At 41.3% G+C, this 26,854-nt stretch carries 33 protein-coding genes and 1 pseudogene; 5 read left to right on the plus strand and 29 right to left on the minus strand.

Translation table 11 applies throughout. From position 1 onward, the window contains the following. Positions 1 to 163: 163 nt before the first annotated feature. The 11 genes from B5G33_RS13700 to B5G33_RS13755 form a co-directional block, all read right to left on the minus strand. A complete protein-coding gene (locus tag B5G33_RS13700; RefSeq protein WP_087418051.1) occupies positions 164 to 1,123 on the minus strand; it encodes a D-alanyl-D-alanine carboxypeptidase family protein in 960 nt (319 codons plus the stop codon). Between the two features lie 45 nt (positions 1,124 to 1,168). Then, positions 1,169 to 1,660, minus strand: a complete 492-nt coding sequence (locus tag B5G33_RS13705; RefSeq protein ID WP_087418052.1) for a hypothetical protein — start codon at positions 1,658 to 1,660, stop codon at positions 1,169 to 1,171. 24 nt (positions 1,661 to 1,684) lie between these two features. Next, positions 1,685 to 2,881: an ABC transporter permease gene (locus B5G33_RS13710; protein ID WP_242974705.1), complete on the minus strand. Its 1,197-nt coding sequence runs from the start codon at positions 2,879 to 2,881 to the stop codon at positions 1,685 to 1,687. Next, positions 2,862 to 3,575: an ABC transporter ATP-binding protein gene (locus B5G33_RS13715; protein ID WP_087418053.1), complete on the minus strand. Its 714-nt coding sequence runs from the start codon at positions 3,573 to 3,575 to the stop codon at positions 2,862 to 2,864. The genes B5G33_RS13710 and B5G33_RS13715 overlap by 20 nt, the downstream gene beginning before the upstream one ends. Then, complete coding sequence (locus tag B5G33_RS13720; RefSeq protein ID WP_242974706.1) at positions 3,576 to 4,433, minus strand: hypothetical protein; 858 nt, start codon at positions 4,431 to 4,433, stop codon at positions 3,576 to 3,578. Positions 4,434 to 4,579: 146 nt separating this feature from the next. Continuing rightward, positions 4,580 to 5,665 (minus strand): vancomycin resistance histidine kinase VanS, encoded by a 1,086-nt coding sequence (gene vanS / locus B5G33_RS13725; protein WP_087418054.1) that lies wholly within the window; start codon positions 5,663 to 5,665, stop codon positions 4,580 to 4,582. Beyond that, positions 5,652 to 6,353: a VanR-ABDEGLN family response regulator transcription factor gene (gene vanR, locus B5G33_RS13730; protein WP_087418055.1), complete on the minus strand. Its 702-nt coding sequence runs from the start codon at positions 6,351 to 6,353 to the stop codon at positions 5,652 to 5,654. Before vanR ends, vanS begins: the two co-directional genes overlap by 14 nt. Before the next feature lie 2 nt (positions 6,354 to 6,355). Next, a complete protein-coding gene (locus B5G33_RS13735; RefSeq protein ID WP_087418056.1) occupies positions 6,356 to 6,571 on the minus strand; it encodes a helix-turn-helix domain-containing protein in 216 nt (71 codons plus the stop codon). 370 nt (positions 6,572 to 6,941) lie between these two features. Then, positions 6,942 to 7,967, minus strand: coding sequence for a toll/interleukin-1 receptor domain-containing protein (locus B5G33_RS13745; RefSeq protein ID WP_087418058.1), 1,026 nt, complete (start codon positions 7,965 to 7,967; stop codon positions 6,942 to 6,944). A 21-nt stretch (positions 7,968 to 7,988) separates the two neighbouring features. After that, a complete protein-coding gene (locus tag B5G33_RS13750) occupies positions 7,989 to 8,543 on the minus strand; it encodes a hypothetical protein (protein WP_204247396.1) in 555 nt (184 codons plus the stop codon). 76 nt (positions 8,544 to 8,619) lie between these two features. Further along, positions 8,620 to 8,835 (minus strand): hypothetical protein, encoded by a 216-nt coding sequence (locus B5G33_RS13755; RefSeq protein WP_143276531.1) that lies wholly within the window; start codon positions 8,833 to 8,835, stop codon positions 8,620 to 8,622. A gap of 773 nt (positions 8,836 to 9,608) precedes the next feature. Between B5G33_RS13755 and B5G33_RS13760 the strand changes: the two genes are divergently transcribed. After that, entirely contained in the window at positions 9,609 to 10,616 is a 1,008-nt protein-coding gene (locus B5G33_RS13760) for a C45 family autoproteolytic acyltransferase/hydolase (RefSeq protein WP_087418061.1), read from the plus strand. Positions 10,617 to 10,759: 143 nt separating this feature from the next. Further along, the gene (locus B5G33_RS13765; protein ID WP_330396699.1) at positions 10,760 to 10,897 is read left to right on the plus strand and encodes a helix-turn-helix domain-containing protein; all 138 of its coding nucleotides are present in this window, start codon (positions 10,760 to 10,762) and stop codon (positions 10,895 to 10,897) included. A gap of 598 nt (positions 10,898 to 11,495) precedes the next feature. Here B5G33_RS13765 and B5G33_RS13780 read toward each other — a convergent pair. The 6 genes from B5G33_RS13780 to B5G33_RS13805 all read right to left on the minus strand — a co-directional run bounded on the left by B5G33_RS13780 (position 11,496) and on the right by B5G33_RS13805 (position 16,662). Next, positions 11,496 to 12,362 carry an aminoglycoside 6-adenylyltransferase AadE gene (locus tag B5G33_RS13780; RefSeq protein ID WP_001255868.1) on the minus strand — a complete coding sequence of 289 codons (867 nt, stop codon included), beginning with the start codon at positions 12,360 to 12,362 and terminating at the stop codon, positions 11,496 to 11,498. A 183-nt stretch (positions 12,363 to 12,545) separates the two neighbouring features. Next, positions 12,546 to 13,115: a DNA-3-methyladenine glycosylase I gene (locus B5G33_RS13785; RefSeq protein ID WP_087418086.1), complete on the minus strand. Its 570-nt coding sequence runs from the start codon at positions 13,113 to 13,115 to the stop codon at positions 12,546 to 12,548. A 39-nt stretch (positions 13,116 to 13,154) separates the two neighbouring features. Then, a complete protein-coding gene (locus tag B5G33_RS13790; protein WP_087418062.1) occupies positions 13,155 to 13,955 on the minus strand; it encodes a helix-turn-helix domain-containing protein in 801 nt (266 codons plus the stop codon). A gap of 34 nt (positions 13,956 to 13,989) precedes the next feature. Then, entirely contained in the window at positions 13,990 to 14,442 is a 453-nt protein-coding gene (locus B5G33_RS13795) for a GNAT family N-acetyltransferase (protein ID WP_087418063.1), read from the minus strand. Positions 14,443 to 14,580: 138 nt separating this feature from the next. Further along, on the minus strand, positions 14,581 to 15,879 hold the full coding sequence (locus B5G33_RS13800) for a tyrosine-type recombinase/integrase (RefSeq protein WP_005360896.1): 1,299 nt from the start codon (positions 15,877 to 15,879) through the stop codon (positions 14,581 to 14,583). Between the two features lie 87 nt (positions 15,880 to 15,966). Beyond that, positions 15,967 to 16,662, minus strand: coding sequence for a helix-turn-helix transcriptional regulator (locus tag B5G33_RS13805; RefSeq protein ID WP_330396700.1), 696 nt, complete (start codon positions 16,660 to 16,662; stop codon positions 15,967 to 15,969). A 171-nt stretch (positions 16,663 to 16,833) separates the two neighbouring features. On the opposite strand from B5G33_RS13805, the gene B5G33_RS13810 reads away from it, so the two are divergent. Then, a complete protein-coding gene (locus tag B5G33_RS13810) occupies positions 16,834 to 17,049 on the plus strand; it encodes a helix-turn-helix domain-containing protein (protein ID WP_004612412.1) in 216 nt (71 codons plus the stop codon). A gap of 247 nt (positions 17,050 to 17,296) precedes the next feature. Beyond that, positions 17,297 to 18,733 (plus strand): MobA/MobL family protein, encoded by a 1,437-nt coding sequence (locus tag B5G33_RS13815; protein WP_087418065.1) that lies wholly within the window; start codon positions 17,297 to 17,299, stop codon positions 18,731 to 18,733. A gap of 49 nt (positions 18,734 to 18,782) precedes the next feature. Here B5G33_RS13815 and B5G33_RS13820 read toward each other — a convergent pair whose 3' ends face one another. The 12 genes and pseudogenes from B5G33_RS13820 to B5G33_RS21720 all read right to left on the minus strand — a co-directional run bounded on the left by B5G33_RS13820 (position 18,783) and on the right by B5G33_RS21720 (position 25,417). Beyond that, entirely contained in the window at positions 18,783 to 19,031 is a 249-nt protein-coding gene (locus B5G33_RS13820; protein ID WP_442856609.1) for a cysteine-rich KTR domain-containing protein, read from the minus strand. Then, positions 18,952 to 19,740 carry an alpha/beta fold hydrolase gene (locus tag B5G33_RS13825; protein WP_087418066.1) on the minus strand — a complete coding sequence of 263 codons (789 nt, stop codon included), beginning with the start codon at positions 19,738 to 19,740 and terminating at the stop codon, positions 18,952 to 18,954. Before B5G33_RS13825 ends, B5G33_RS13820 begins: the two co-directional genes overlap by 80 nt. Continuing rightward, on the minus strand, positions 19,737 to 20,276 hold the full coding sequence (locus B5G33_RS13830) for a PadR family transcriptional regulator (RefSeq protein WP_087418067.1): 540 nt from the start codon (positions 20,274 to 20,276) through the stop codon (positions 19,737 to 19,739). The genes B5G33_RS13825 and B5G33_RS13830 overlap by 4 nt, the downstream gene beginning before the upstream one ends. A 110-nt stretch (positions 20,277 to 20,386) precedes the next feature. After that, positions 20,387 to 20,767 carry a TnpV protein gene (locus tag B5G33_RS13835; RefSeq protein WP_087418087.1) on the minus strand — a complete coding sequence of 127 codons (381 nt, stop codon included), beginning with the start codon at positions 20,765 to 20,767 and terminating at the stop codon, positions 20,387 to 20,389. A 379-nt stretch (positions 20,768 to 21,146) separates the two neighbouring features. Next, positions 21,147 to 21,350 carry a helix-turn-helix transcriptional regulator gene (locus B5G33_RS13840; RefSeq protein WP_442856608.1) on the minus strand — a complete coding sequence of 68 codons (204 nt, stop codon included), beginning with the start codon at positions 21,348 to 21,350 and terminating at the stop codon, positions 21,147 to 21,149. A 275-nt stretch (positions 21,351 to 21,625) separates the two neighbouring features. Then, on the minus strand, positions 21,626 to 22,420 hold the full coding sequence (aph(3')-IIIa, locus tag B5G33_RS13850; RefSeq protein ID WP_001096887.1) for an aminoglycoside O-phosphotransferase APH(3')-IIIa: 795 nt from the start codon (positions 22,418 to 22,420) through the stop codon (positions 21,626 to 21,628). Positions 22,421 to 22,512: 92 nt separating this feature from the next. Beyond that, positions 22,513 to 23,055, minus strand: coding sequence for a streptothricin N-acetyltransferase Sat4 (sat4, locus tag B5G33_RS13855; protein WP_000627290.1), 543 nt, complete (start codon positions 23,053 to 23,055; stop codon positions 22,513 to 22,515). Next, a complete protein-coding gene (locus tag B5G33_RS22000) occupies positions 23,052 to 23,939 on the minus strand; it encodes an aminoglycoside 6-adenylyltransferase (RefSeq protein WP_087418068.1) in 888 nt (295 codons plus the stop codon). The genes sat4 and B5G33_RS22000 overlap by 4 nt, the downstream gene beginning before the upstream one ends. 385 nt (positions 23,940 to 24,324) lie before the next feature. Continuing rightward, a pseudogene (locus tag B5G33_RS13865) lies at positions 24,325 to 24,588 on the minus strand (transposon-transfer assisting family protein); the annotation flags it as partial. Positions 24,589 to 24,590: 2 nt separating this feature from the next. After that, positions 24,591 to 24,890 carry a DUF3847 domain-containing protein gene (locus tag B5G33_RS13870; protein WP_087418070.1) on the minus strand — a complete coding sequence of 100 codons (300 nt, stop codon included), beginning with the start codon at positions 24,888 to 24,890 and terminating at the stop codon, positions 24,591 to 24,593. After that, positions 24,887 to 25,225 (minus strand): DeoR family transcriptional regulator, encoded by a 339-nt coding sequence (locus B5G33_RS13875; RefSeq protein ID WP_087418071.1) that lies wholly within the window; start codon positions 25,223 to 25,225, stop codon positions 24,887 to 24,889. Before B5G33_RS13875 ends, B5G33_RS13870 begins: the two co-directional genes overlap by 4 nt. Continuing rightward, entirely contained in the window at positions 25,226 to 25,417 is a 192-nt protein-coding gene (locus tag B5G33_RS21720) for a hypothetical protein (RefSeq protein ID WP_172455309.1), read from the minus strand. A 533-nt stretch (positions 25,418 to 25,950) separates the two neighbouring features. Here B5G33_RS21720 and B5G33_RS13890 point away from each other — a divergent pair. After that, the gene (locus tag B5G33_RS13890; protein ID WP_087418072.1) at positions 25,951 to 26,763 is read left to right on the plus strand and encodes a helix-turn-helix domain-containing protein; all 813 of its coding nucleotides are present in this window, start codon (positions 25,951 to 25,953) and stop codon (positions 26,761 to 26,763) included. Positions 26,764 to 26,854 lie beyond the last annotated feature (91 nt).

The following is a 26,854-nucleotide window of genomic DNA, read 5'->3' on the forward strand; positions in this document are numbered from 1 at the left end:
GTAGGTATAGTCCTCATGTCATACCAGATCCAGCAGCATTTCATAGGTGAACACCCGCTTTGGATTCTGCATAAGCAAAGCAAGAAGGTCAAATTTCTATTATATTTTTAGATTTCCCAATGTAACAATAAAGAAAATTAGCATTTTGCTAACTATATGGGTATCATTTTGTTAGGTAGTCAGACTCATCTATTGTTTTGATAATGTTGCTTACATCATCGTATCTGGATGAATCGGATTGAGAGCCCAGGCTACATATCAGAAATTCCTTTCCATATTTTTGATAAAGAACAACTAAATTATAATCATCAGACAATGAACCCGTCTTAACGCCAATCACATTCTCGTTGTAATAATCGGATGTTGGGTCAAGAAAGGTATTCGTGTTTTTCCACGATTGGGTGCTGCCATCCGGTAAAGTGGCAGTATAAGAGCTTTGAGATATAATATCTCGAAACCATTGAAATTCTAAAAGCTGATTAACAACTGAATTAAGGTCTAAAACCGTGGTGAGCGCATCCATATCATAGCCACTGGGGTCATACAAAACAGTATTTGTATATCCTTTTTCTTGTAAATGAGTATTCAAACTGTCCATAAAAATATTGATTCGCTCTTGCACAGTTGCGGCTTGCGGAGAAAGAATACCACCGCAATAATCAGCAACCACATAGGCTGCATCATTTCCTGAAGGGACTAACATTGCAGCAAATAAGTTATGCAGGAAATAATCTTTTGCCTCTATACCTGCAACAGATGAACCAGCCTTTGTCAATGAAATTGCTTCATAGCTGGCTGGAACGATACTATCCAAGTCTGCGATTGTTGCAGTGTATTCAATAACAAACAGTTTTGCTAAACTGGCAGGAAGTTGTTGCTCATTTTCTTTTTTGGAAATGAAAATATCATTATTTGAGCGATCTACCAAGAGCAATGATTTTGCATTGTAGGAATCCTGTTGAAACTCTCCATATAAAAACGAGTAAATTGCATTTTTTTCACTTCTAAAGTTTTCAGGTTTCATTACCCATGGAATAAAAAATACGCCTGCGATCACTACAAAGGTTAGGAAAATAAAAAATATTCCGAAATGAAACCTCCTTTTCTTGCATCGTCTTGACATAAATTACACCTCCGGCAGTACGCTAATCAGAATATGGCATGTGATTTAATTAGCATAATTGACTTCTATACATTCCATAAATCCAGAGGGATCGCCCAGCTTTGCTTTGTCAATATTCTCACGTAGATAATTGCGGGTCGCATCATCGCAGCGATCTTCCCCCATATATGGCATATCGAAAGCTGTTTCTAATTCATCCAACGCTTTTTGGGCACGTTCTGGATCGGTATTATAAGTGTCCAGCCATTCTTTCATCCAGCAATATTCCCACAGATTGGAAGCTCTTGTGTCTCCATAGCCAACTTGAAACGATGCGCCAGTATCTTCACCTTCCAGACTTTCGGGCAAAGTAACTCCCTCCGGCCAATTCAAATTAGCGATAGTTTCCAAATATTCAGCCTCAATGTGTTCAAAATCCGTAAAACCTCTTTCACCTGAGTCAGAATTGGAACAGCCTGCTATCAATAAACAAAGAAGCAGTGAAGCACACATGGAAATATGTTTTGTAATATTTGTTTTCAGATTCATTTTTCTCATATTTATTATCCTCCTAATTTTTCCTTATCGAAGTGCTAACGCTGGCTCTAATTTAGCAGCTTTCAAAGCTGGTAATAATCCGCCGAGTAGTGCCGTTGCCACAGAAGCAACAACCGCAATTATGGCTACAAGGATTGGATAATCAGGTGAAGGCACAGGGGAGTCAGCCGGAAGATACATTCCTATACCCTGAACCAGAAGAATAGAAATCAAAATGGACACCACACATACAAAGGCTGAAAGGATCAGTTGCGAACCTAAAACTAAAAGAACAATGTTGGAACGGGAAGCTCCGATTGCCCGACGAATAAGAAGCTCATGCGTCCGCTGTTCCAAAGAGGATAAACCAATATTGATCTGCCCTAATATTGAAACAAACAGCAATAAAAATGATGTCACAAGAAGCCCTATTTGAAGCATGGATAAAACAGAGTCATACGTATTTCCCACATCACTTCTTCCTGAATATTCCAGTTCTCCACCTACTGTATCTGCTATACAATCACTTAAAGCAGAATAAATCTGCTCTGTTGTTAGCCCATGCGTTGAGTTCCAATAAATAGTTGCATTTTGGACTTGCCACATAGCAGGAACATATTGTGCTACCGAATAAGCGTCTATATAAACCGTCGCCACATCTCGTCCATCATTGACAATGCCAATAATATGGAATGGCGTCAAAGCAAGGCTGCTTCCTACATTTCCAACCGCATAAGGAGTATTAAAATAGCTTTCGGCCTCCTTGTTTATGACAATTTCAAGAGAGTAATTTGAACCAGAGCCGTTTAACCATTCGCCAGAGGACATTGGAAGATTATATATCTGGTTGTAAGGAGAGGTCGTAAAAACAACATCTACAGGGAGAAGTTCTTTATATACAGCCATATTCGAATTTTGTAGAGAAGAAATAGACGTAACCGGTGCAAACCTCACATCCTCCCGCATAGAAAATGTAATAGCCGTATGATCTTCAACTCTTTCAAGAGATAAAAATAAATCTTCAAGTTTGCTGTAATCCTCAAAACATGAGCCCGCAACAGAAAAGGAGTAGGTCGGAGCCCATCCATATATCTGTGCATTAACAGCAACTAAATATCCGCTGCCTAGTGTACCAACTAAAAAGGAGGCGATCATTGCTATGATCCCAACCAACATGGATATACTTGTCAAGACACTTCGTACAGGTGAAATTCGCAAGTCTTTAAGAATCATTTTCAACATAGCAAATCCTCCCTTCGTCCATTCTAAAAATTGTGTCGCAGGTATGAGCAATATCCGGGTCATGAGTTACTAATAAAAGCATAATTTTATTCTCTTTTACAACCCGAAGTAACAAACTCATAATCTGTTGGCCGGTCTTTTTATCCAAAGCTCCCGTGGGTTCGTCACATAAAATAGCCTCTGGTGATACTACCAGAGCGCGGGCAATCGCTACTCGCTGTTGTTCACCACCGGACAGATTGGTTGGATAATCATTTTCTTTTCCCTCCAGCCCCACGCTTTTTAAGAGCTTATGAATATGATCTTGCCGTTGTCTTTTGCCTAATGACTTTTTTGCATACAGCAATGGCAGCTCAATATTTTCCCAAACCCTTAAATGTTTTATCAGAGAATAATTCTGAAAAACGAAGCCAATATTGTTTGCCCGCAACATGGATAGTTTTCGGTCTGACAAAGTAGAAACAGGGGTGCCGTTATAAATATATTCACCTTGGTAGCAGCGATTTAGCAATCCTATAATGGATATTAAACTTGTTTTCCCCGAACCAGATTTTCCGACAATCGCATAGCTGTGACCTCTTTTTAATTCCAAATGTGCATTACTCACAGTGGTTAAAATCTCGCCATTATTCAATTTTACCGTTGCTGTTAGAGCTCTGATTTTAATTAAACTTTCGTCTATAACTCCATCCATTTATGAATTTCTCCTTGGATCAAGGTTTGGGGGCAGAGAAGAAATAACATCTCCTTCTTCTATCCCTGATAGGATTTCTATATAAGCCCCATCAGACGCTCCCAATACCACCTCTGTCTGAACTTCTTCTCCATCTTTTATGACCGTTACCATACCTTTATCCTGCTTTCCAGCAATAACAGAAAGCGGAAGTATAAGGACATCCTTCCTCGTTTCCGCAGATATGACCACAGTTGCACTTTGCCCCGGTTTTACATCAACATCCTGCCCGATTAGACATTGAAGTGTTGTAGTTTGCGGCACGAAAGATTGCAGCACCATATCTTCACTGTTTTCTGTTACAGGGGTTACAACAGCAATAGACTCCGTTGGGCCAATGCCATTTGAGATTTGAAATTTTGCATGTAATGCTACACTTTCAGGCAATGTTTTCAAATAATTTTCCGCTTCTACATTCAGAGCAAAGCCTGTATAGCTCACAATAGCAACAGGATAATTTTTTGGCACGTTTTCGCCAGAAGGAGTAAGGGAAAGAATTATCCCATCAACCGGCACTTTTATCTCATTACCGTCAATATTACCAATTACATCCCCAGCAATAAGTTTATCACCTACATCCAGTTGAGTTTCAAAAGCTCCATTTATAGGGGAAGATAGGGCAAAGGGTGAAGCCTGAATAACAGTAGTCTGCATTGATAGCGTTGGCGTAAGTGATCCACGCTGGGCTATCACAGTTTCTACACTTTGAGTAATGTTACTCACATCATTTCGTTGAGGTTGATTATTGGATGAACACGCTGTTAAAGCGAAGGCACATATAACCAATAGTGAAGCAATTCCTTTTTTGTATCTGTTCAACGGTATCCCCCCTAATATTTTTGAAAAATCAGCAATAAAAAGGCTCCTGCTCTGACACATAATATTGTATCAGAATAGGAGCTTATATTTCTTTGATTATCCGAAAAGCTATCCTCTTTTTTTCTTCGGAAATTCTAACGATTTTCCTACGAAAGAGGGAGCGTAACTGTAAACCGAATTTTTTCATCCGTACTTTCTGCGGTAATCGTTCCTTTATGAAGTTCTACAATTTGTTTTGCTATGGCAAGGCCCAAACCAGCTCCACCGCTACTTGTGCTTCGTGCCGCATCAAGGCGATAAAACTGCTCAAATATCTGCGATAGTTTTTCCCTCGGAATTGTGTTTCCACAGTTCTCGAATATAATCGTTACATCTTTTTCATGTGGCTCTGCTGCAATGGTAATCGTTGTATTATTGAAACTATAAATAACAGCATTACGCAAAAGATTATCAAATACCCGTTGAATTTTATCTGCGTCACAACGGAACATAAGGGTTTCGGGAGCGTTGAGATCACATTGCAGTCCTTTTTCACGAAGCATAGGTGCAAATTCATAAATAAGCTGTTCCAACAAACGTGTTAAGTCAATCTCTTTATACTGTAATGTAATATTCGATAAATTGAACCTTGTAATTTCAAAAAATTCATTGATTAAATCTTCAAGACGTTCTGCTTTACTAAAAGAAATCGAAAGATATTTCTCTCGAAGTTCTTCAGAAATCTGAGGTTCATCACGCAGCAACATTAAATATCCCATTACAGAAGAAAGTGGCGTCTTTAGATCGTGCGCAAGGTACATGATCAAATCATTTTTTCGCTGTTCATTTTCTTTTGCCAGTCTTGCATTAGCCTCAGATTCTTGCTTTAGTCGATTTATCTTGGCCGCTATTTCACTTAGCTCTGGAGACAATTCAATATAATCTACATTTGAATCAAATAGTTTACCTGTGGCCTCCTGCAACTCATCTACATAAGCGACAACTTTTTTAAGCAGCCGATATGTAAGAAAGATTATGCACAAGGCCCATATTACGACAGCCGCAACACCCAAATAGAGCGATCTGTAAAACAAATAATAGTCTGGCACATATTTACTAAGCAACCACTGCAGCAACATCCCCAGCAAATTAGAAGCAACGATGATGATTACAGATATAATCCCACACTGAAAAATATAACTTCTAAAAAGAGCAGTCAGCAGATTGTTTTTTATTCCTTTATTCAATTTCATAACCCACACCCCAAACCGTCTTGATAAATCTTGGCTTTTTTGCTGGTTCATTCAATTTTTCTCGAAGTCGTCCAATGTGAGCCATTACCGTACTGTTATTATTCAGGTACTTTTCCTTCCATACAGCTTCAAACAGTTCTTCCGATGGAATGACTTTTCCCTGATGTTCACATAGATACCAAAGGATCTCAAATTCGATAGGAGTTAAGGATAATTCCTTTCCGAACAAAAAACACTTATGGCTATCTTTGTTGATGACGAGCCCCCTAATGTTATATTCTGTTTTAGAGACAGATTCTTTTGACGAAATTGATGTGTTGTATTTTGAGCAACGCCGTAACTGCGTTTTCACTCGTGCAACCACCTCTAATGGATTGAATGGTTTGGTAATATAGTCATCTGCTCCAATGGTTAATCCCATAATCTTATCATTGTCCTCAATTTTTGCGGTAAGCATAATCACAGGGAAATAGAAGTTCTCTCTGATTTTTTGACATAACCGGAAGCCGTCTGTGTCCGGCAGCATAACATCCAGTATAGCCAAATCTATATCGTTTTTTTCAATACACCGAAGGGCATCGGTGCCATTATAAAATTTGTAGACAGCATAATTGTCATTCGTCAAATAGATCTCCAGGAGATCAGCAATTTCTTTTTCATCATCTACAACAAGAATTTTCTCATTCATCTTTATTGCTCCTTCTGCTCAGGTACTGCTTCCATAATATCTCCAAAATCGCATTGAAGGTATTCACATATATCCAGCAATATTGGAAGGGTGACATTCTCGTTTTTACCGAGTTTGGCAAAGGTGCTTTTGCTTGCACCAATAGCCACTCGTAACTGACTCTTTTTCATTTCCTTATCTATCAATAATTTCCAAAGTTTATTATAACAGACCTTCATTTCTATCCTTATGACCTCCGTTAGTTTACCACTTCTATTATAATCTTGTGGATTTGAAAAAGCAATTGTTTGGTCTATATTTTAGAACCTCTTTGAACTCCATACAGATTGGCAAGCAATGCAAACATACACATGTTTTGCGATTTTGACCGGATTGCACCAGCCAAAATGCTTGTATCCCAAAGGTAAGCGTGAACTCGGCCACACATAGATGCTTTCGTAAAATCCTGATCCGGCTTCAGGTATTTGAACTTTGTGACCAAACGAGCCATGAGAAACCTCCTTTCGTTTTAGAGTAAAGAAAAAACAGGAGACCTCGTAAGAGATTTCCTGCCGGGATACTATCTTCCATTATAAAAATAGTCTGATATTACTGCTGCGCCTTCAAACGTCTAATCAGTTGTCGAGCAAAAAGTAATGCGATTTCGTCACAAGAATATGCTTTAGAATCTATAGCTTGAATATCTGCAACGTACGGATACTTTTTTTGTAAATCTTCGTTAGTAATATTATGTACAATCGGTAATATCAATTTCTGTCCATTTCTATTTTGCCTATTCAAGAATTCATTTAGTTCCTTTTCTGTCCATTCACGATCAAAGAAATTTTCTGAGATTACAATGATAGCAAATTCAGCTTTTTTCGTTCCTTCTAAAATACGTTCTTTCCATTTATCGCCCCATTCAAGAGATTTTTTATCATAAAATATTTTCACACCAAGTTTTTCAAGAGAAGTGTTCAACTCATCTACAAGATCAGCTTTGTCTTTGTTAGCATGGGAAAGAAAAACATCATATTCTGGAAGCATATTGGCTTGGTATACTGGAACCGTTGTTTTTTCGATACCATTCATTTTATCAATAAATTCCTGATCCTTACTAATACTTTTAAGGCACGATACAAGTTGCCTATATGCGCCTAAACTACGGTGAAATAAAATAGATTTAATTCTTGAACCAAGAGCATGTTCTTTCAAATATTTGTTGTAAAAAATTTCAACATCATTTATCCAATCTTCACTTGGCTGATTATACTTATGTAAATCAAAATCTTCTGATACTGTATTAGCTGGAGGCTGAATACTCTCTGTTCTTTTTAATAAATCATGTAGTTCCTTTTCAAACTGCGACATAACTAATCTTCTTTCTTGCTCTTTCTTTTCCTCATACAAATAACCATCTTTAAGAATTTGTATATGATAAGGATAGTTATCTCCCCATTGAACATGTATCAAACCAGACTCTCTTAATTCCTTAAAACATCCTCTAAGAATCGTATCATCTCGATTACTTAAATTTTCAAATCTATTTTTCCAATAATACGATGTTTCTTCATGATCTACTATCTCTTTCAACACACTTTCTGCTTCATCGGAAAGAATAATTCTATTATCCATACACATCTCCTTCTAACTATATTATCTTGTATTTATCATTTCAATAATGTTGTCCGCAATCTCGTCTGCTGTTTTATTGTCAACTTGAAAACGTAACGCTTTTTCAAAATTATTTTGAAAAAAAGAAATATTACTTGCAAAATCTTCTAATGCTTTTCTCTTTCTTGCATCACTATCATGTGCAACATGCAATTGGATGGTTTTTATATCAGCTAAAAGAATAATATGCAGAACATGCATTCCTTGTTGTGTCAAACAATCTAAAAGACCTTCTTTGCATTCCTTCTGAGTTAACGCCATCGCAATAATTATAAGTTTATCAGTGTCTTTTGCTTCTTCTTTTATCAGATATCTAAATCGGTTAATAAACTGTTTATTATTTTGTGGATCAAGTCCTTCAATTTTGGGAAAATAAAATTTTGTAGTTTTTGCAAAAAGTTTTTTCAAAAACTCGCTCCAGTAAAAATCTGAGTCAAGATATTTTACTTGCCTATCTGAAAGTTTTTCCACAATCTTACTAGCAACTGTCGATTTGCCAACTCCAAATGTACCATCTAACCAAACAATCATGCTCATTCTCTTTTCTTGACTACTTTGATATAAAAATTATTATATCACACTGTACATTTAATTGTAATCTACTTTATCTATTTCACTCATTTTCTTCCCAGCCTTTCTGCCAGCTCACCGCATCATCAAAGGAAAATGCACCATTCAGACGCTTTACCTCTTTGACGCACTCTCCCCGTAGGCGTTCCAGTGACACCGGATCGATGTTGATATTCGCTACAACCACGTTCATCATGGCCGCCAGCTCCACGGCCAGCTTGAAGATCATCCGGTTCTGCCGGTAATCGCTCTCTGCCACAATACTTTTCAGTGTGGATGTGACGATATTGGGGAGATAGGTTTTGTTGTCCTCTGCGGAAAGATATCCGACATAAAACCACCAATGTCAATAAGTTAAGGACATTGCAAGAAAAAATATGTCACCGTTCTGCGCCATTTTGGTTAATGAGCGTCCTACAAATTCCAAAAGCAATTCCGTGTAATACACGCAAGGCCGTTGCGGAAGTACGCAAAACACAGGCTGGAAAAGAGATGACATAGCATAAAAGATATGGAAAAGGCGTTTCCACCTGTGCTTTCAGATTTTAATTTTGTTGTGGTAGCTGGGTGTGGCCCGGTTGAGAAATGCCGGGCACAGAGCCAGCAGGCTCCGTGTCCGGCGCTTTCTCAATATTCAATCACTAATGTTTCCTCCCGGCCATCTGGGAACGTGTAAACAAACTTTGCTGCCGTATCTTTGCAAGCCCAGAAAAACGGTTCGTTGCACTCCACATCCAATTCCACATCCCCCCGGAAAGTATCAGTCAGGCGTATAGTCTGAAAGCATGGGAATTTCTCTATATCTGCGTTGGAAAGCTGTTGCTGTAAAATCTCATATAGCCCTTTTTTCGTGACAGGATTTTCTAAAATGTAATGATAGCGGAAGGATAACCCGATAAATGAAGTTCCCTTTAAGCCTGCCCTTCACAAGTTCTCTTTTATAAATACCTATTGACATAAAATTTTTATTCAGTTACCCTTATAATCAGAGTTGCCGGCAGCTCTCTATTTTTTATAAAGGAGAGCAAAATTATGTATCACGCAAGATTTTATGGGAATCACTATGAAATTGGATTTCAATGGGGGTCCCGGCTGGCAAAACACGCAAATTATATTTTGAACAATATTCCATTTCCGATCACCGAGGAACGCATCGGCTTTGCGGAAGAATGTCTTCCTATCTATCAGGAATACTTCCCGGAAATCCTGGATGAAATACAGGGGATTGCAGACGGACAATCCTGCGATGTAAAACTCCTTCAGGGCCTTTTATTCAGTATCTATGCTATGCCACCTGCCTGTCAATGCTCCTGTTTTGCGGTTTCCAATGAAAACTCCATTTTCTTTGGCCGCAACAGCGATTTTCTGACTGCCATTGAAAAAAACAACTTGAATGTAATTTACCGGTTTCCCTCGGACTCTTTTTCCTTTACTGGGAATACAACCGCTTTTGTTCAAATGGAAGATGGAGTGAATGAAAAGGGGCTGGCTGTTGGTTTGACCTCCGTGTACCCTCCATCTATTCGTCCCGGCATGAATGCCGGACTTCTGCTCCGTTTCTTTTTAGAAAAGTGCAGGAGCGTTGATGAAGTGATTTTTTATCTGAATAAGTTCCCCATCAGCTCTGCACAAACATTTACGGTTGCAGACGCTTCTGGAAACTTAGCCGTCCTTGAATGCTATTGTGACAAGGTGGCCGTACTGCGCCCAATCAAGGAAAAGCCTTATGTCTGTGCCACAAACCGATTTCATTCTGATGAACTTTCTTTAGTAAACACTCAAGGAATTGATGACTGGCAAGCGGAAACACGATACCAAACTTTGGTCAATTTCCTGGAAGCTCACACAAAAGAAATGACTCTGGAAGAATCCAAACAATTGCTGCGCGGAGAACACGGATTTCTTTGTCAGTATGACAGAGCCACCGGAAAAGATACTGTTTGGTCCGTCCTGTACGATCTAAAAGAGCATCAAATCTACCGTACCGAGAAAAATCCGAGCCGGACTGATTATAAACTTGATAAGAGATTCCCTTTTTAAACACAAAGGCTCTCTGCTTTGAGGCAGGGAGCTTTTTCATTTCAAGAAGTTTCCTGACGGTTGACTTTTCCAACAAAAGTGAAACACGCCTCCATTGAATCTACTGTCGTCTTCCCTTATAATTGCAACATGAGGTGAATACTATGAAGGAAATGAATCTTGGCCGCATCCTGATTGAGAATCGCCACAAAAGAGGAATCACACAGGATGAGCTGGCCGCCCATATCGGCGTTTCAAAAGGAGCTGTTTCCAAATGGGAAACCGGGGGTTCACTTAGATAAAGATACCACATCAATCCCACGCTGACTTTTGCTCAACCGATACAGCCGGAGGGCTGGATAACAAGAAAAGGCGGTATGCGCCCCGTGGAGGGGTAGCGTACCGCCTTTTCTTGTGGGGGTTTCCAAAGGGGGCAACGCCCCCATTTGGCACACGACTTTGCGAAGCAAAGTGTAGTGTGTTATACGCTCTGTCGGCGTTGCCGTGAAAATGCCATTGCCGCCGGGGAGGGCAAGGGCATTAGAAGCGGCAGGAAAACAGGGCTGTGCTTGCGTGGCGTAGAGCCGTAAGCACAGGTCTGGTTTCAACAGCAGACTGGGCGTATATGAAAGCCCCCGTCCCTCGTCCTACGCTCCGACTTGTGGACAAAGTGTCCCGAAGTTGTGGCCACACTCCCGGAAAAGTAGCAGGACAGCGGGCAACCGTCAAGGCTGAAATGAACGGGTTTGCACCCGACCTTGACCGTCACCCGCCGTCCCACTGAATGGGTGGACAAGGAGGCCAATCCCTCAAAGTGCTTGTCCGCGCTCTTTCTGATTTTGAGGTATTCAGTTTTTCAAAATTGAATAATCAAAATAAATTTTTTCGATTGAAAAAATTTTATTTGTTATCATCTTCAATGCCATATTTTTTCTTTTGCCGAATCACATAATTACTGATTTTTTCATCATATAGTGGATACTGGTAATCCAACTGGCATGCCACTTCTGACGAAACCTCCCGGAACAATGCCATACATTGTTCAAAGGATTCCCACATATGGGGATAGGAATCCATATTATAAGTGGACATAAGTCGTTCCCACAATTCCTCTGGGACATATTGCTTCATAAATTTATAGTTTTTTCCCAAACTGAAATGAAATCCCTGTTTGATACCAATCAGCCAGGAAATCATGCGAAGCAATTCTTTTCGTACTATATCATTCATATGGTCAATAGCAAAAAGAATTTCTTTGCGGCATAAGCCCTTTACTACATATGTTGTAGTATTCCAAAATTCATTACAGCAATCGTCAAACATTCTTTGAGTAGGCTTCTGCAAGTGGTAGTCTATATCCGTTGGTATTGGCGGCTTTACGATACGGTTGTCTTTATCCAACAGTAACTTTACCAGTTTATCCCATGTAAAATACTCGTCTATCAGTTCCAGCGGCAGCAAAGTTAAATCTATCTTAACATCATCAGTAAACAGCATTAAATATGAAAATCCCTTTTCTACAGCTGGAAATAATTCCATATCTTCCGGCTTTTGCAGAATCAACCTTTCACCAAATATATCTAGCCATTTATCATCACTTGTGAAGCTGTCCATATCCGTAACAAAAAAAGTAATATCAAAATCCTGAAAATCATCAGGCGGAATATTTGTATTTGTTCTAGATCCTTCCAAAGTAACCATGCGAATGCGTTTGTCTGTTTTTGCAAAATTCAAAACAATATCATAAACTTCCTTTTCTGATCTCATTTTTATCTCCTCCAATTATTGAAATAGGTGTGAAGCCATTTTAGGGCTTTCCCGCCTTGATTACCCTTTAGCAAAGACGGGCGGGACTGTCAACGGCGGCGCATGAAATGCGCCGTTCATCTTGACCGTTGACTGGCTCGGCTGGCTTTGCTATCTCTCGATAAATTGTACCGAAATATTGAATTATTCTGGTACATACAAATAGCAACCTTTCACATGGTCATTTACAATTCCGATTGCCTGCATATACGCATATATAATCGTGCTGCCTACAAACTTAAAGCCTCGTTTTTTTAAGTCTTTACTGATTCTATCTGAAAGTGGCGTTGTTGCAGGAATGTCCGCTTCCGATTTGAAATGATTATGAATCGCTCTATTCTTAACATAAGACCAAATAAACTTATCAAAACTTCCGTATTCTTCTTGGATTTTGATAAATTGCTGTGCGTTTGTGATTGTCGACTTAATTTTTAATCTATTGCGAACAATATTGGGATTTTGCATTAACTCATCAATTTTAGTTTCGTCATAGAGAGCAATTTTTTGATAATCAAACTCGTTGAAGGCTTCCTTAAATGCAGCTCTTTTATTTAATATCGTCAGCCATGATAATCCGGCTTGCATACCTTCAAGAACCAACATTTCAAATAGTTTTCTATCATCATGAACGGGCTTTCCCCATTCCTCATCATGGTATTCTTTATAGAGTTCTGTGGTTGCCCACGAACATCTTTCTCTATCGTCTTTCTTCATGGTATCCTCCGTTTTGTAAAATTTGTTTTTGTCGCCCACTTATTTTCTCCCCCGCTGTGGGTTTGGATTTTTCAGCAAGTCCGACTTCTGTGCAATCTTTTTCAGCCACTTCTTTTCTTCCTCAGACAGCTTCTTGTAATTCAGTTTAAGCCGCTTACAGATAAACGCCAAAGCCGCTTGCTCCGGGTCGCTGTCCTCTCTGGCGGTTTCCTCGGCTGCCTGCAAAAAATCTTCCAGTGGGCTATCCTCCGGAACGCTGAAAAAATCGTTCTTATGCGCTTCCCGCAGGTCAAAGGCTATCTTGTTTATGTCCTGCTGTATCACATAGCGGCAAAAGCTGTCATCGTCAATATGGGCGGCGACAAGCTGTTTTAACTGCGGGTCGGTCAAGCCGGGATTGTACCGCTTCATAATGGTTGCGCTCATGGTGTCCACTATGGCGTTTGCAGTCTGCACCTGCTTCACCGCCACGCCGTTCACATAGATTTCAAGGTCAGCCATGAGCCGAGGAAAATCCGGGTGTGTCGCCAGTTCACACAAAAGGGAATTGTCCACCAGCCCGCTTTTCAATAGTTCAATCATATCATCACTCAAACGCAGGTCTGCAAGATCGGCGTTTGGGTGATTTTTTGTTTGAGAGCGGCCCAGCAGATAATCAACGGTCACTTCATAAAACTTTGCCAACTCAATAAGGGCGTAATGGCTGATGTCCTTGAGATTATCCCCCTCATAACTCCCTAAAGCGGACTTGGAGAGGTGGGTTTTCTCCGCAAGCTGTTCCAGCGTCAGACCGCGTTCCACACGCAGGTCTTTCAATCGTTCTTGTATGGATAGTTCCATGCGCTCCCTCCTTGCCGGCTCAATAAATAAGAATTTATCTATGGATATACATTCTTGTCATATGAGGCTCATTATCTCCTTGAACCATACACAAAAATTCCCATCCATATCTTTCGTAAAAACTTGTATGGTCTGTAATCAAATAGATAGGAGTAATTCCTTTGGACTTCATATCTTTCACAACAATATCAAGTAATTGTCCTGCAATTCCTTGACAACGATATTCCTTGTCCGTATATACCGCACATACATTTGGCGTAAGGTCCTTTCTGTCATGAAAATCATTTTCAATCACGCCAAGACCACCTACAATGCGTCCGTTGTCTAAACAAAGATACCAGCCATATTCTGTTTCATTATTAAGATAGGATTCCATACATTCAAGATAAGCTTCTTGTGGCACTTCCCATTTATCATGAAACCATGTGGCTGCTTCTTCTTTTAATTCGGGTTTTTGTCTTAAAGTAACATAAGTATATTCTTGCATTTTTGCCTCTCCAATTCCAATTTATCTATTCAATCCTCTATAAACCCTGTATTTTCAAGGCATACCGCCTATTAAATGTTCAAACCTTATGTATTTTCCCTTGTTTTTGCCCTTATGAGCCGAAACAAGGGAAATTTTTTATTCTCCGCCGATTACCTTATCCAGCAGTCTTGCGGAAGTACGCTTCGCTTCCCTTGTAGCGTGAGCGTAAATGTTCATTGTGGTACTGACATCAGCGTGTCCGAGAAGTTCCTGCACATCTTTAGGGGCTGCACCGTTTGAGAGCAGATTGCTTGTATAAGTGTGTCTGAGCATATGGAAGTGGAAATCCTCCAATCCCTCCACCTTTTTTCTTGCTGTCCTGCACATAATCCCCACTGTACTCGGTGCTTCAAATGCCCCGTCAGGTCTAAGGCAGACAAAGGATAATTCCTTGTACCCCTCTGGGACTTCCTCCGACCTCGGCAGACTGTAAACCTCATAGTAGGTGCGGTCTTTTTCTTTGACCTCCAAATAGTAATTAAGGCTGTACAGTTCCCCGTATCGGAAACGGTTTTTGTGCTGTTCTGTTTTCGCAGATTTCAGGATTGCGGCAAGCGTATCGCAAAAGTCCACGGTGCGGATTTTTTTACGCTTTGTTGCCCCTATTTCTGTTTTGTGCCTTGCCCCGTTGTAACGCATACTGCGGCGTACTGTCAAATATTGTTCTTCAAGATTGATGTCCTGCCAAGTCAGACCGCAGACCTCTCCAATACGCAAGCCTGTGTAATAGGCTATCTGTATAGGAAGAAGTGCAGGATTATTTTTCTTTTTTAGGAAGTCCTCTAATCTCTGATACTGTTCGTAGCTGAGCGTTGGTGTGGAAGCAGTTTCTCCGTCCTCGTCCGAGAACAGTTCGTATTCTTCTTTCTTTCCTCGCCATACCACATACTGCATCGGGTTAAAGGTTATCAGCCTTTTCGGGAATACTGCAAAACGGAACGCCCCTTGTAAAACAGCCGAAAACAATCGGAGATACCCTTTGCTGAGTGCCTTTGCGGTTGTACCGTCAGGATTTGTACCGCCAAAGCTGAGAAAGTCTATATATGCCTGTAAATGGTCGGCGGTTACGGTTTTCAGCTTTCGGTTTCCTATCGGGTGCTGTTTGATACGGTTGACCGTTCCCTGATAGGACATTACCGTTCCATTGCTGAGATTGCCGGGTTTCAGTTCTTCCTCCACCCACAGATCGAGCAGCATACCAACTGTGATGTTTTCAGACTTCGCAACGAATTTCTTTTCCTCATAGTCAGCGATTGCTTTTCTGAGCAGGGCTTCTGTTTCAGACTTGCTTTCTGTTCCCACAAACTCTTTCTGTACTTTTCTGCCGCTTTCATCTTCGATATAGAAGCGTGCGTACCACTTTTTACCTTTTTTTCTTACAGAACCTTTTGCCATAGATAAATTTCCCCTTTCTATCCGTGGCAATCGGGACTGTGACATATGGTGTGCGTAAAGTAATAATGTTACTTATGCCGATGAGTGTCAGCCATCGTTTTCACTTGTCAAAGAGCCACGGAATTTTTCTTTTTCAGCAACCCTTTCTTCGGCTGCTGTCACTATCCCGAACAGGTCGCCCATCTTTACAGCGGTGCGTCCCTCATCGTAGATATGTAAAATCCCATCTAAAAACTGCTTCATATCCTCGATAGGAAGTTCCATTTCTTTACGGTAAACCCTTTCCATAATCGCCCCTGACTCAATCGCATAGCGGCGTAAGGACTGCTTTAAGCCCTCGTCCTCCGCTATACGGTCACCCTCAGCCATAGCGTCTGCAAAGTGATAAGTCATAACCGTATAGAGGTCAATCATTTTTCCGAGGAATGTCGTGAGCAGCTGTTGGTGCGGTTCTCCCTTTACCACAGAAGAAACCGTATCAAGATATTTTTTGATATGTTCCTCCATATCCCTTGCACATAAAGTGCGGCTGTCGTATTCCTTATCTTCGGAAAGACCTGTCAGCCATTCGGGAGTGGTCAGGAGTGCTTCTGCCAGCCCGTTGATAATCATTGTACGCTTCGGGTCTACTCCGTCCGCTTCATATCTCTGAATGGTAGATTTGTTTACCCCGACACGCTTACCAAGTTCGGGCATTGTTAAGTTTAATTCTGTTCGGCGTTCTTTCACTCGTTCACCGACCTGTTTTGCGGTGAATGTAATTTCTTTTTTCAAGGTTTTCACCTCCTATTGCTAATAGTATAGCACAACAAAACCTATTTTGCAACCATAAATTTAATAATAGGCAAAAATATTTCTTAATAAGTTGCAAAACGAGTTGACAAGGGATAGCAAAATAAGTATAATTACAGATACATAGTTGCAAAATGCGTATTTTGAAAGGAGGTCGATAAAATGAGCAACATCAAAATGGGTTTAACCATAGAAGAAGCCGCAGAATGTACGGGTATCGGAAGAAATACAATGCGTAAGTTGGTAGACTGGGGCAAACTTCCCGTCCTCAAAGTCGGCAGAAAAGCGATTATCCGCAGGGATACTTTAGAGCGATTTATGAGCGTCAATCAGGGAAGAAACCTGCTGAATGAAAACGATGTCCGCAAAGTAGAATAACCATTCTCTAAGCGCTCGGCGTTTGAGAGCGAAATACACCCATCGCACAAATCTTCGATTTGTACTCTGGGTATTTCGCCCTTGCAGGGGGCACTGTATCACAGCTTCGGACAAAGCACCGCCGCTATGATACAGAAGAAAACAGCCCGCTGTTTTCTTCGCTGTCCGTCTGCTTACGCCGCCGAAACAGCGGCAACCGATTTCTCGGTTGCAAAAAGAGTATGCCCGTCACGGGAGGAAGGAGTATATGGCAAGACATTCATTTATACAGATGTCGAAGCTACACAATGTCAAGGGAAGAATATCCTATATCACAAGCCACGCAAGACAGGAAAATCTCTATGCCACCTACCGCACCGCCGACAATGAATTTTGGAGTAACCTTGCAAGGGAAAGCCAGCAGGAATTTAAGCGAAGCGGCACAGAGGGCAAATGTATCGAAGCAAGGGAATTGATTATTGCACTGCCCGAAATTTATACAAGATATGAGCCGCAGGAAGTTCTTGAAGATTTTACGGAGGAGTTCCGCAGGCGGTATGGCGTGGAGTGCGTGTCAGCCCTCCACCACAACAAACGCAAGACAAACTATCATATCCACCTTATCTTCAGCGAAAGGAAACTGCTTCCTGAACCTGACATCAAGATAGCCACACGCAGCGTGTTCTATGATGAAACGGGAAAAAGGGTACGCACCAAGAAAGAAATCACAGGGGAGGACGGACAGATACGAAAAGGCTGCACCGTCATAAAAAAGGGAGAAATTTATGAAAGCCACCTCTTTACCGTGAAAGATGATAAATTCAAAAGCGAGCCTTTTCTTCGGGAGGTAAAAGAGATTTACACCGACCTTATCAATCGGCATATCTCCGATCCCGAACAGCAGTTAAAGGTATTTGATAAGAACAGCGTTTATCTCCCTACAAAGAAAATCGGTAAGAACAATCCCAAAGCCGCCGAGATTGAAGCGGATAACTCCGCAAGGCAGGAATGGAACAGGACAGCGGATATGGCACTCATATCGGGTATTTCCGAAGCAAAAATTTTAGAAGTCAAGCAGACCGAGATACACGAAAAAGCAAGCCAATCTATCAAAAGCAAAGGCTGGCTGCCCAATCTGTTCCGTGGGATTGTGGCAAAAGCAAAAGATTTTCTGCAAAACCTTATCCGTGAAAAGGATATGCCACCTAAGCCTACACTTGATATTGATATGGCAGAGTTCCGCCATATGAGAAACCTGATGATAAAGGTACAGGATAAGGCGGTAAAAATCAAAAACTTGCAGGATAAAGTTCTGCCGCAGTTGAAACAGCAGCTTGCCGATACAAAGGGGCTTTTCAAAGGTAAAGAACGAAAAGCATTGGAGGTAAAAATCAAAGAAACCGAAGCGGAAATTGCCGACAGGTTGGATAAAATCCCTGATACACTCAAAGAGGACGGTTATCCCGATGTACAAGTTTTTATGAGGACTTTCCGAGAAATGGAAAGCGTTGTAGAACAGTACAACCGTGACCTTGCCGAGTGGAAATATCAAGTCAGCAGGAAACCGACAGCCACCGCTAAAGAACAGCACAGACCGCCCGAAAAGCAAAGCGTGTTAAAACATCTGCGTGAGATACAGGAACGCAACAAGCAGAAGCCACCGCAAAAACAGCGTAAGAAATCCATTGACAGAGATAGCCGATAGGCATTGAAAAACCGCCGTTATGGTTTACCCATAGCGGCGGCATACATAGTTATTTACTGACTGCAAGCGTGATTTTCATATCTTGAACATTGATAAGTGTTTCTTTCTTGCACTTCGGACAGTAGAGAGGAAAGTTTTTCATCTCGGTATCTTCTTGTATCTTTGTTCGGGTTTTATTGCCGCAGACAGGGCATAATACAAATTTACAATCAGTCTCTTTATTCTGCACTTGTCCAAAAATCCTCCATAGTTTCATTAAACTCCCGTGGCACATCCATATTGACACAGTGCCCTGCATTTTCAAAAATAACTACCCTACAATTTGGCTCACTTATTTTCCATTGTTTTACTGCCTCTAATTCCATTGGAATATCAAAGCTTCCACATCCAATCAACAAAGGGTAATTTCGTTTTCCAGTTTTATACTTATTTATCATACTATTGAGCGTTGCCAGAAACATAAATGACTTTTTTGGAAAAAGTATGTTCATATCAAAAAACTCATTTTGCGCCTCTAAAGTATGCGCAGAAATTTTCTTGTTTTCTTTTGCAAACCACTTGACCGAAAAGAGGGCTTTCAACATCATTGCCATCTGTTTCACACCATTTTTCTTTTGCATTTTAATATCAAAATTATTGATGTCATATCCTCCAAAGCATGCCAATGAGCTTACTGAGTTTGGATGATGATTAGCAAAATCCTGTGCCAGTACTGCTCCTAACGAAACGCCGACAATGTGTACTTTTTCGATATTTTCTACCTTTAAGATGTCGAATATCCATTCTGACATCTTATCTATGCCATCTCCTTTTTTGGTATCCCTTGACTGCCCATGACCAATAATATCAATAGTCAAAATATTATATTTGTTATGAAAATACTCAAACTGTGATTTGAACATATTATGATTAACAAAAGCGGCGTGAATAAAAAGTACCCATTCAGTACGATCTGTTCCACTGATAAAATATGTAATTGGCGAATTAGCTAACTTTATTGATTTCATATCTTTGTTACTCTCATTTCATCAAGAAGTTTTTGATACCACTCGATATTGAATTTCATAAAATCTTTGCCATATCGAGCTGCGGTAAGCTGATAATGGAGAATGTCCTTATCTTCATCAGGAACCTTGACATTTTCTGCTTCCTTACAAATGGCATTCAACACATCATACTGTTCTTTTAACTTTGAAATATACTCTTGTAATCCTGCCTCACGCTTTTCTTTTGTTGAAAAACCCATAAAATATAATTTAGCCAATTCAGGATTTTTGCTACTCTGTATTTCCATTGGTGTGGATACCCACTCAATAAAATTCTGTTTCCCACTATCCGTTATTGAATAAATTTTTTTATATTTCCCATTTTCAACAGCTTCTTCATACTGAATATATCCACAATTAAGCAATTTCTTTATAGCAGCTTGTATACTTCCCATACTGCTGCTATACATCATATTAAGCCCTTTATCTATTCTTTCACGCAACTGATAAATTGTTCTGCTGCTCAACAGTAAAAGACCGAGTATTATATTATCCATACGCTTCTCCTATATATTACTATTAGTAATATTGCTATTATATCAAATCCCTATAATAGTGTCAATAGATAATAAAAGAGGCAGGAAATAAAGCCCTGCCTCCAAAATAGTTATGCGTAGATTATCTCGTTATTTACAACCTCTATCGCACACGCCCGTATGCTATTCATTTTTTGTACCCATTCTAAGGCGTTTTCTGACTTTAACTGTTCTGTTATGTCTTGTGACTGCTTCATCTGTTCCACAAGCCTTTCAAAGCATTCCTTCGCCTGTTTATCGACATCGGCAAGATATTCATTTAACTTGCCACTTGTAAGCAGCGTAGTGTAAAATGTCCTGTTATGTTCCTGTAAATAGCGTTTGTGTCGCTGCCCCCATAAGCCGATAGACTTGTGTTCTTTTTCGGTTGGTAAAGTAAGGCAAGGGATATAATAATCTCCTTGCAGTTCATACCAAAGACCGTTGCTTTCATCATAAATATACTTGTCCATTAAAAAATCCTCCGTTATAATATATTCGCACATATGTCACAGTTCTCCTATTGCCACACTCTGTTATATCTTGTTATCAGATTTTCTTGCCCTTGAATTTGCCCTTATAAGCAGTCAGGGAAAGAGTAAACTTGTGTGAAATCATATAAAGGGATAAGGTGAACACATTGCGATAAATCCTTTATTTTCAAGGCTTTTGGAGGATTTTATTGATAACCTATGGAGAGCAATAATCACTCATAATTTTATGGTTTTCAAATTCCGATTTTTCGTTCTCTGCGACTTCCCAATAAACGGGAAGTTGTTTATTAAACCTTTTTAACCTTAACCAACAACATCATAGGTCTACGCATTTCATTACACATTCCCGGCATACCCATCATAGAAGTAGGAAGCCCTCTACAAGAAAATATCCTTTTCCGGCCTCAGATCCAATTGGTATTCCGGCTTCTTCAAGTGTCCGGATATCTCTGTAAACTGTCCTTAAGCTTATATTAAATCGCTGTGCAATTTCTTTGGCAGGAATTATTTTTTTTGATTGCAGCTGAATAAGAATAGAGGTTACTCTGTTAATCCTGTTCAAATTTTATTCCTCCTCTGTGACTTCCATAAAAAGTATATCCTATGCGTTCTTAAGCTAGCTGCTGTTAGTGCTTCTCATTGCACCCTGGTTATAAAAGCCATACTCACAAACCTCTTCACCAAAACTCTTTACATCTCTAATATAGAACTCTATCTAGCGAACTTTTAGAAAAGATATAAAACATCAGAGTATGGACAGTTGCGGATGTACTTCAGAAAAGATTAGATGTCTAAAAAGCTTGTAGTTAAAGCTTTTTAGACATCTAAATCTAGGTACTAAAACAATTCATCCAGTAAAATATAATATTTTATTTTCTCCCAATCAGGCTTGATCCCCAGTAAGTCAAAAAATAGCTCGACATACTGTTCTTCCCCGATATCCTCCCTGATCGACCGGACGCAGAAGGCAATGTCATACCACTTGTCCGCCCTGCCGCTTCTCCCAAGATCAATAAAGCCACTTACTTTGCCATCTTTCACAAAGATGTTGCTGTCTCCCAGGTCGCCGTGGGAAAAGACAAGTTCCTCTTCGGGCTTTTCCGTCTTTAAAAAATCATACAGCTCGCGCGGATCTTTAAATGGAGTGTCTTCTTCCCAGTTTTCGCAATCCACATCGGCCAGATCGTTATTCAGTAAGTAATCCAATTCGGCTAAGCGGCTGTCTAAGCTATTCGTATAGGGACAATCCGATATGTCGATGGAGTGAAAGAGCCTGATGCACTCCGCATACAGCTCGATAATCTTTTCAGGGCTTTGTTCATCTTCATACTCTTCCGAGCAAAGGACGCCATCGGCCTCACTCATGAGCAGATTGCTCCAGCCATCATGCCGTTCAAAGTGCAGGACCTTTGGAACAGGCAGCTTTCCTTCCAGCCATAGCATCATGTCCTTTTCCCGTTCCACATCATAGGTGGTCCCTTTATACCGGCTGTCCGTCATTTTTAAATATAGGTTTTCATTTTCTCCCACCAGCTTATATACCTTAGCAGGAGACATTCCTTCCGTATCTTTTACGCAGCGGTATTTTTCGATCAGTTTTTTCAATTCCGGTGATATTCTCATTTTAGCCATTTATTATTTCCTTCCTCTTTTCTACAGTATTTAAAGATACCCCAAGAAGCTAATTATAACAAGACGAACTCCAATTCACTGTTCCTTGCATTCTAAAACCTTAAATACCAGAAAACAGCTTTTTCAAAGTTGTTTTCAAAGTTGGCGTATAACATAGTATCGACGGAGCCGATTTTGAAACCACAATTATGATAGAATTTACAAGCTATAAGGTTATTGTCCTGGGTTTCAAGCATTAGTCCATGCAAGTTTTTATGCTTTGCCCATTCTATAGATATATTGATAAGCGCGCTGCCTATGCCTTGCCCCCTGAAATCCTTACATACGGCGATATCTTCTATATAAGCGTACCGGTTCCAATTTTTTCGCAGTTTAACTTTTCCGACGCATTTATCGTCTTGGTAGTAAAGATATATTATCTTATCAGTATTGTCAATATATTCAAGGCAATCTGCCTCCTCATCCTCTTCATCCTCTTCGTCTTGGTAGCTTTTTAAATATGGCGCTTCATAGAGTAATTCTGTAAAGGTCCAATTCTCGTTTTCATACCTCGGTATAATCTTACCTATCACCTCAAATGGTTCGCTGGGTTTATCGATATCTTTCAGGTGCCCTGCTTTCATTTCTGTAATCACTGTTCCCGCCTCTCTTCTATATCAGCGGCATATGTGCTATCCAGGCAGCCGGTTTTACCAGTGTATTTTTTATACATGTCCCTGGTATATTTTGTTATATTCCTATCATACTCCGGATAGGCATAATGAAGCCTTTCCGCCACCTCACCGGATACCGCCCTGAACAATTGATGGCATAGAAATAATGCTTCCCATATGTTTTCATAGGAATCCATCCGGTAGGTGGACAAAAGTTTCTCCCACAAATCCTCGGATATATACCTTTCAATAAACTTATAGTTCTTGCCTACACTTAATTTAAAGCCTGATGTGTGGTGCTGTTTAATTACTCGGTGACCAAGAAAATTGGTTTCTCTTTCGCCTGTGTAATAGTAATTGTCGATTGGCCAATATTTCGGTTTCCCATTTTCATCATAAATCCAATCCTCATTAACACCTGCGGTGAAAGTCGGATGTTCAATATTGAATAGGAAATACCCACCTACTTTTAATGTGCAATACACCTTTTGATAAACATTAGCTAAATTTTCGATATAGTGCAGTACCAGGTTAGAAACAACTAGGTCATAAGTATTTTCAGGATAAATGTATTCTTCAACACCGCAAACTTTATACTTGATTTTGTCATCAGAGTTATCAGCTACTGCTTTTGCAATCATTTTTTGACTACTATCAATACCAAGAATTTCAGCAGCTCCCATTTGTGCGGCATATTTGCAATGCCAACCGTAACCACATCCTAAATCCAAAACTTTTTTTCCCTGTAATTTAGGGAATAACGGTTGCAACTGATGCCACTCTCCAGCAGCTTTCAGACCATCTTTGCTTCTTCCCATTTCCGCATATGCGGCAAAAAATTCACTATTATCGTAAATATTTCTCATTGATAATTACCTCCACAACTTCCGATTTGTCGTTGACTTCATTATACTGTACCAACTTCCAAAAGGGAATAGCTTTTCTGAAAACTTGTTGACTGGAAGCAGCTTGCAAAGCAAGGTGTTTTCAGGCGGCAAGTCCACTAAGGGGTAGCTGGCGGCAGCCAGCGCAGGGGAAGTGTAGCTTCCCCTGTGATGATTGGAGCGGATTGGAAATCTGCGGAAATCATCTGCTCCCTGCAAGGGGCTTCCGGCAGGACGCAACACACTACCTTTCAGGTGGTGTATAGTTGCGCCCTCTTTCAGAGGGGCAGTCCACGGGTTGCGGCTCTGAAAGCGATTATGACCGTTCCCGGTCTGGCTCTTTTCTCTTGGGATGTGGCTTTTTCGTCCTCGCCTGTGCCTTGGCTTCGGCAAGCCTGCGCCGGATGGAATTGTCCCGATTCTGGATAAACCGCTGCTTCGTATCAGCGATAAAGCGGCGGCACTCCGGCTCCGGGATGGCGTCCAGCTTTCGGATGGTATTCTCCACAATATCCCTTGTCTGCCGGTCACGGATAACCGGCACGATTTCTTTCAGCCCCGCAAGGGTGTCCTCTTTTGTACCGGCGGCGTACTGATAGACCATAGCCAACTCGTCTTTAGAAAAATTCATCTTCATTCTGCGCCCTCCTTCTCTGTGCCGTTTCCGGCAAACACTTTTTCCATAAGCTGACGGGTGCTGTCTTTGTGGAACAGCAGCTTCAAGAATAGACTGACCTGTTCATCCGTGATGGCTTCCGGGTGGGGAAGGTAGCTTTCCAGCATGGCGGCTCTGGTGCAAAGCCGGTGCGTCCGTTCCTTCCGGGTCAGCGCCTTGGCCTGATGGGTCAGACGCTTTTCCTCCTGTTGCGCCCAGCGCAGCTTCTTTTCCGTTTTCTCTATCTCCTGATTGAGTGCTTCCAGCTTTTCATTCATAAGCGGCTGTCCTCCTTCTTGGGAATGAGTACATATATCTTGTTGGGTTCCCCGAAGCCCTGACGCACCCGCAGTATCAGTCCGGCGTCCTCCAATTCATTCAGGGAACGCTTCACGGTCATGGTGCTGCGGGCAAGTGCCGCCGCCAGTTCCACGATGGGGAAATGGATAAATAAAATCCCGTTGGCGTCCTCTATGCCGGACAGGAAAATAATATCCAACATCCGGGCGTACATGACCTTGGCGGTGCTGCTGATCGGGAGCCGCAGCATGGCTCTTGGCAGCGGCATACAGGGCGGCAGGGTGGTATCTGTGGTCATAAATTCAACTTCCATTCAATCAGTGTCCTCCTTTACTTTTCGTTTTGAGCGTTTGGAAAGATAATGGGGGCAGTCCACAATGACCGCTCGGAAACTCTGCTTACAAGTGCGCTGGCATTTCCGGCAAAGGTCGTTGTACGTTACCCGCCCCCGTTCATTGAGGAAGAAGGATAGTTCCAGCTTCCTCTTTTTCGGCATTCTCGGCATGGTGCCTCCTTAAACGAAAATCCGCCCATTTCAGCCGTAACAGCCGCAATAGACGGATAGCAGATTTTAGTGTCGTGTTTCGGGGCGATTTTCAAGGAAAAAGCGGCCATAGAACCGTCCGGAAATCCCCCGTAGTATTACGGATAGGGTAGACTATGCCCTATCAGATTGTTGTGTTTTGGTATCAATTCGGTGTTCATTTTCGCCGGTTCTCCCTGATGTCGTTCCTGCCCCTGGCTCTCACAACGGCGTTTCGCTCCCTTTGGTACGCTCGTTGCGGTCAGGGTTCCTCCATTTCCCTGCCGCAAGTCGTTGCGCTACATCGCCGGGGAGCATATCCCATACAGGCCGGTCATTCGATTGGAATAATCCATCGATGAACTACCTGTATCATAGACCATTTTTGTTCCCTGTGCCGTATATCCACAAAGTAGGATTTCGGGGCGAAAAACGGAAATTTCCACGATTATGGAAAGTATGGTATAATCCAGTTAGCGGCAGGAAAACAGCCGCCGGAAAGGAGTGAGCGCCCTATGCTGAGGGCAACTACCATACAGGAACGCCTTTGGGAGTTACGCAAAGATAAAGGCTTAAATCTGGAAGAACTGGCGCAGCAAACCGGCATTTCAAAATCAGCCCTCGCCAGCTATGAAGCCAACGACAATAAGGAAATCAACCACGGCAATCTTATCACGCTGGCGGATTTCTATGAGGTATCTCTTGATTACCTGTTCTGCCGGACAGAAAACCGGGAGCAGATAAACACGCCCCTGATGGAACTGCACCTGAATGATGAAATGGTGGCGCTGCTAAAGAGTGGCCGTATCAACAACCGGCTCCTGTGTGAGATTGCTACCAACGATAAATTTGAGCAGCTTATGACCGACACGGAGATATACATAGACGGTCATGCAACCTCCACTTTCCGCACCCTGTATGAGACTTTGGAAGAACAGCGGCAGACCATCATCCGGAAATACAAGCAGGCGGAAAATGATTTCTATTCAAAGACCATCCTTGCCGCAGAGGTAAAGGAAGAAGATTTCTTCTGCCATGTGACGCACAAAACATGGGACGCCATTCTCCATGACATACGGAAAGCCCATGAACATGACATTGACAGCACGCCGGATTACTCTGCCGCAAAGAAAGTGGCGATGGATATTCGGAAAGCCATTCAATCCTCCGGGGATTATCTCGGAAAGGTGTGGGCGGTCATTTTCAATACGCTCGGCCTTGACTTTTACAAGCTGCCGCCGGATGAACAGAAGATATTGAAAAGGATACTGTCAAAAGCGCCGAACATCAAGAACAGCCCCTTCAACTTCCGGCGCAAGAGAAAATGAAAACTGCCGTTGTGGGAATGAGTGTTCCTGCAACGGCAGCTTTGTGTAATGAATTGAATTTTTACTTCAGTATTTCAATCTGGATTCATCA

Origin of the sequence: Blautia sp. An81, from assembly GCF_002161285.1 — a bacterium.
Classification (GTDB): Bacteria; Bacillota; Clostridia; order Lachnospirales; family Lachnospiraceae; genus Blautia; species Blautia ornithocaccae.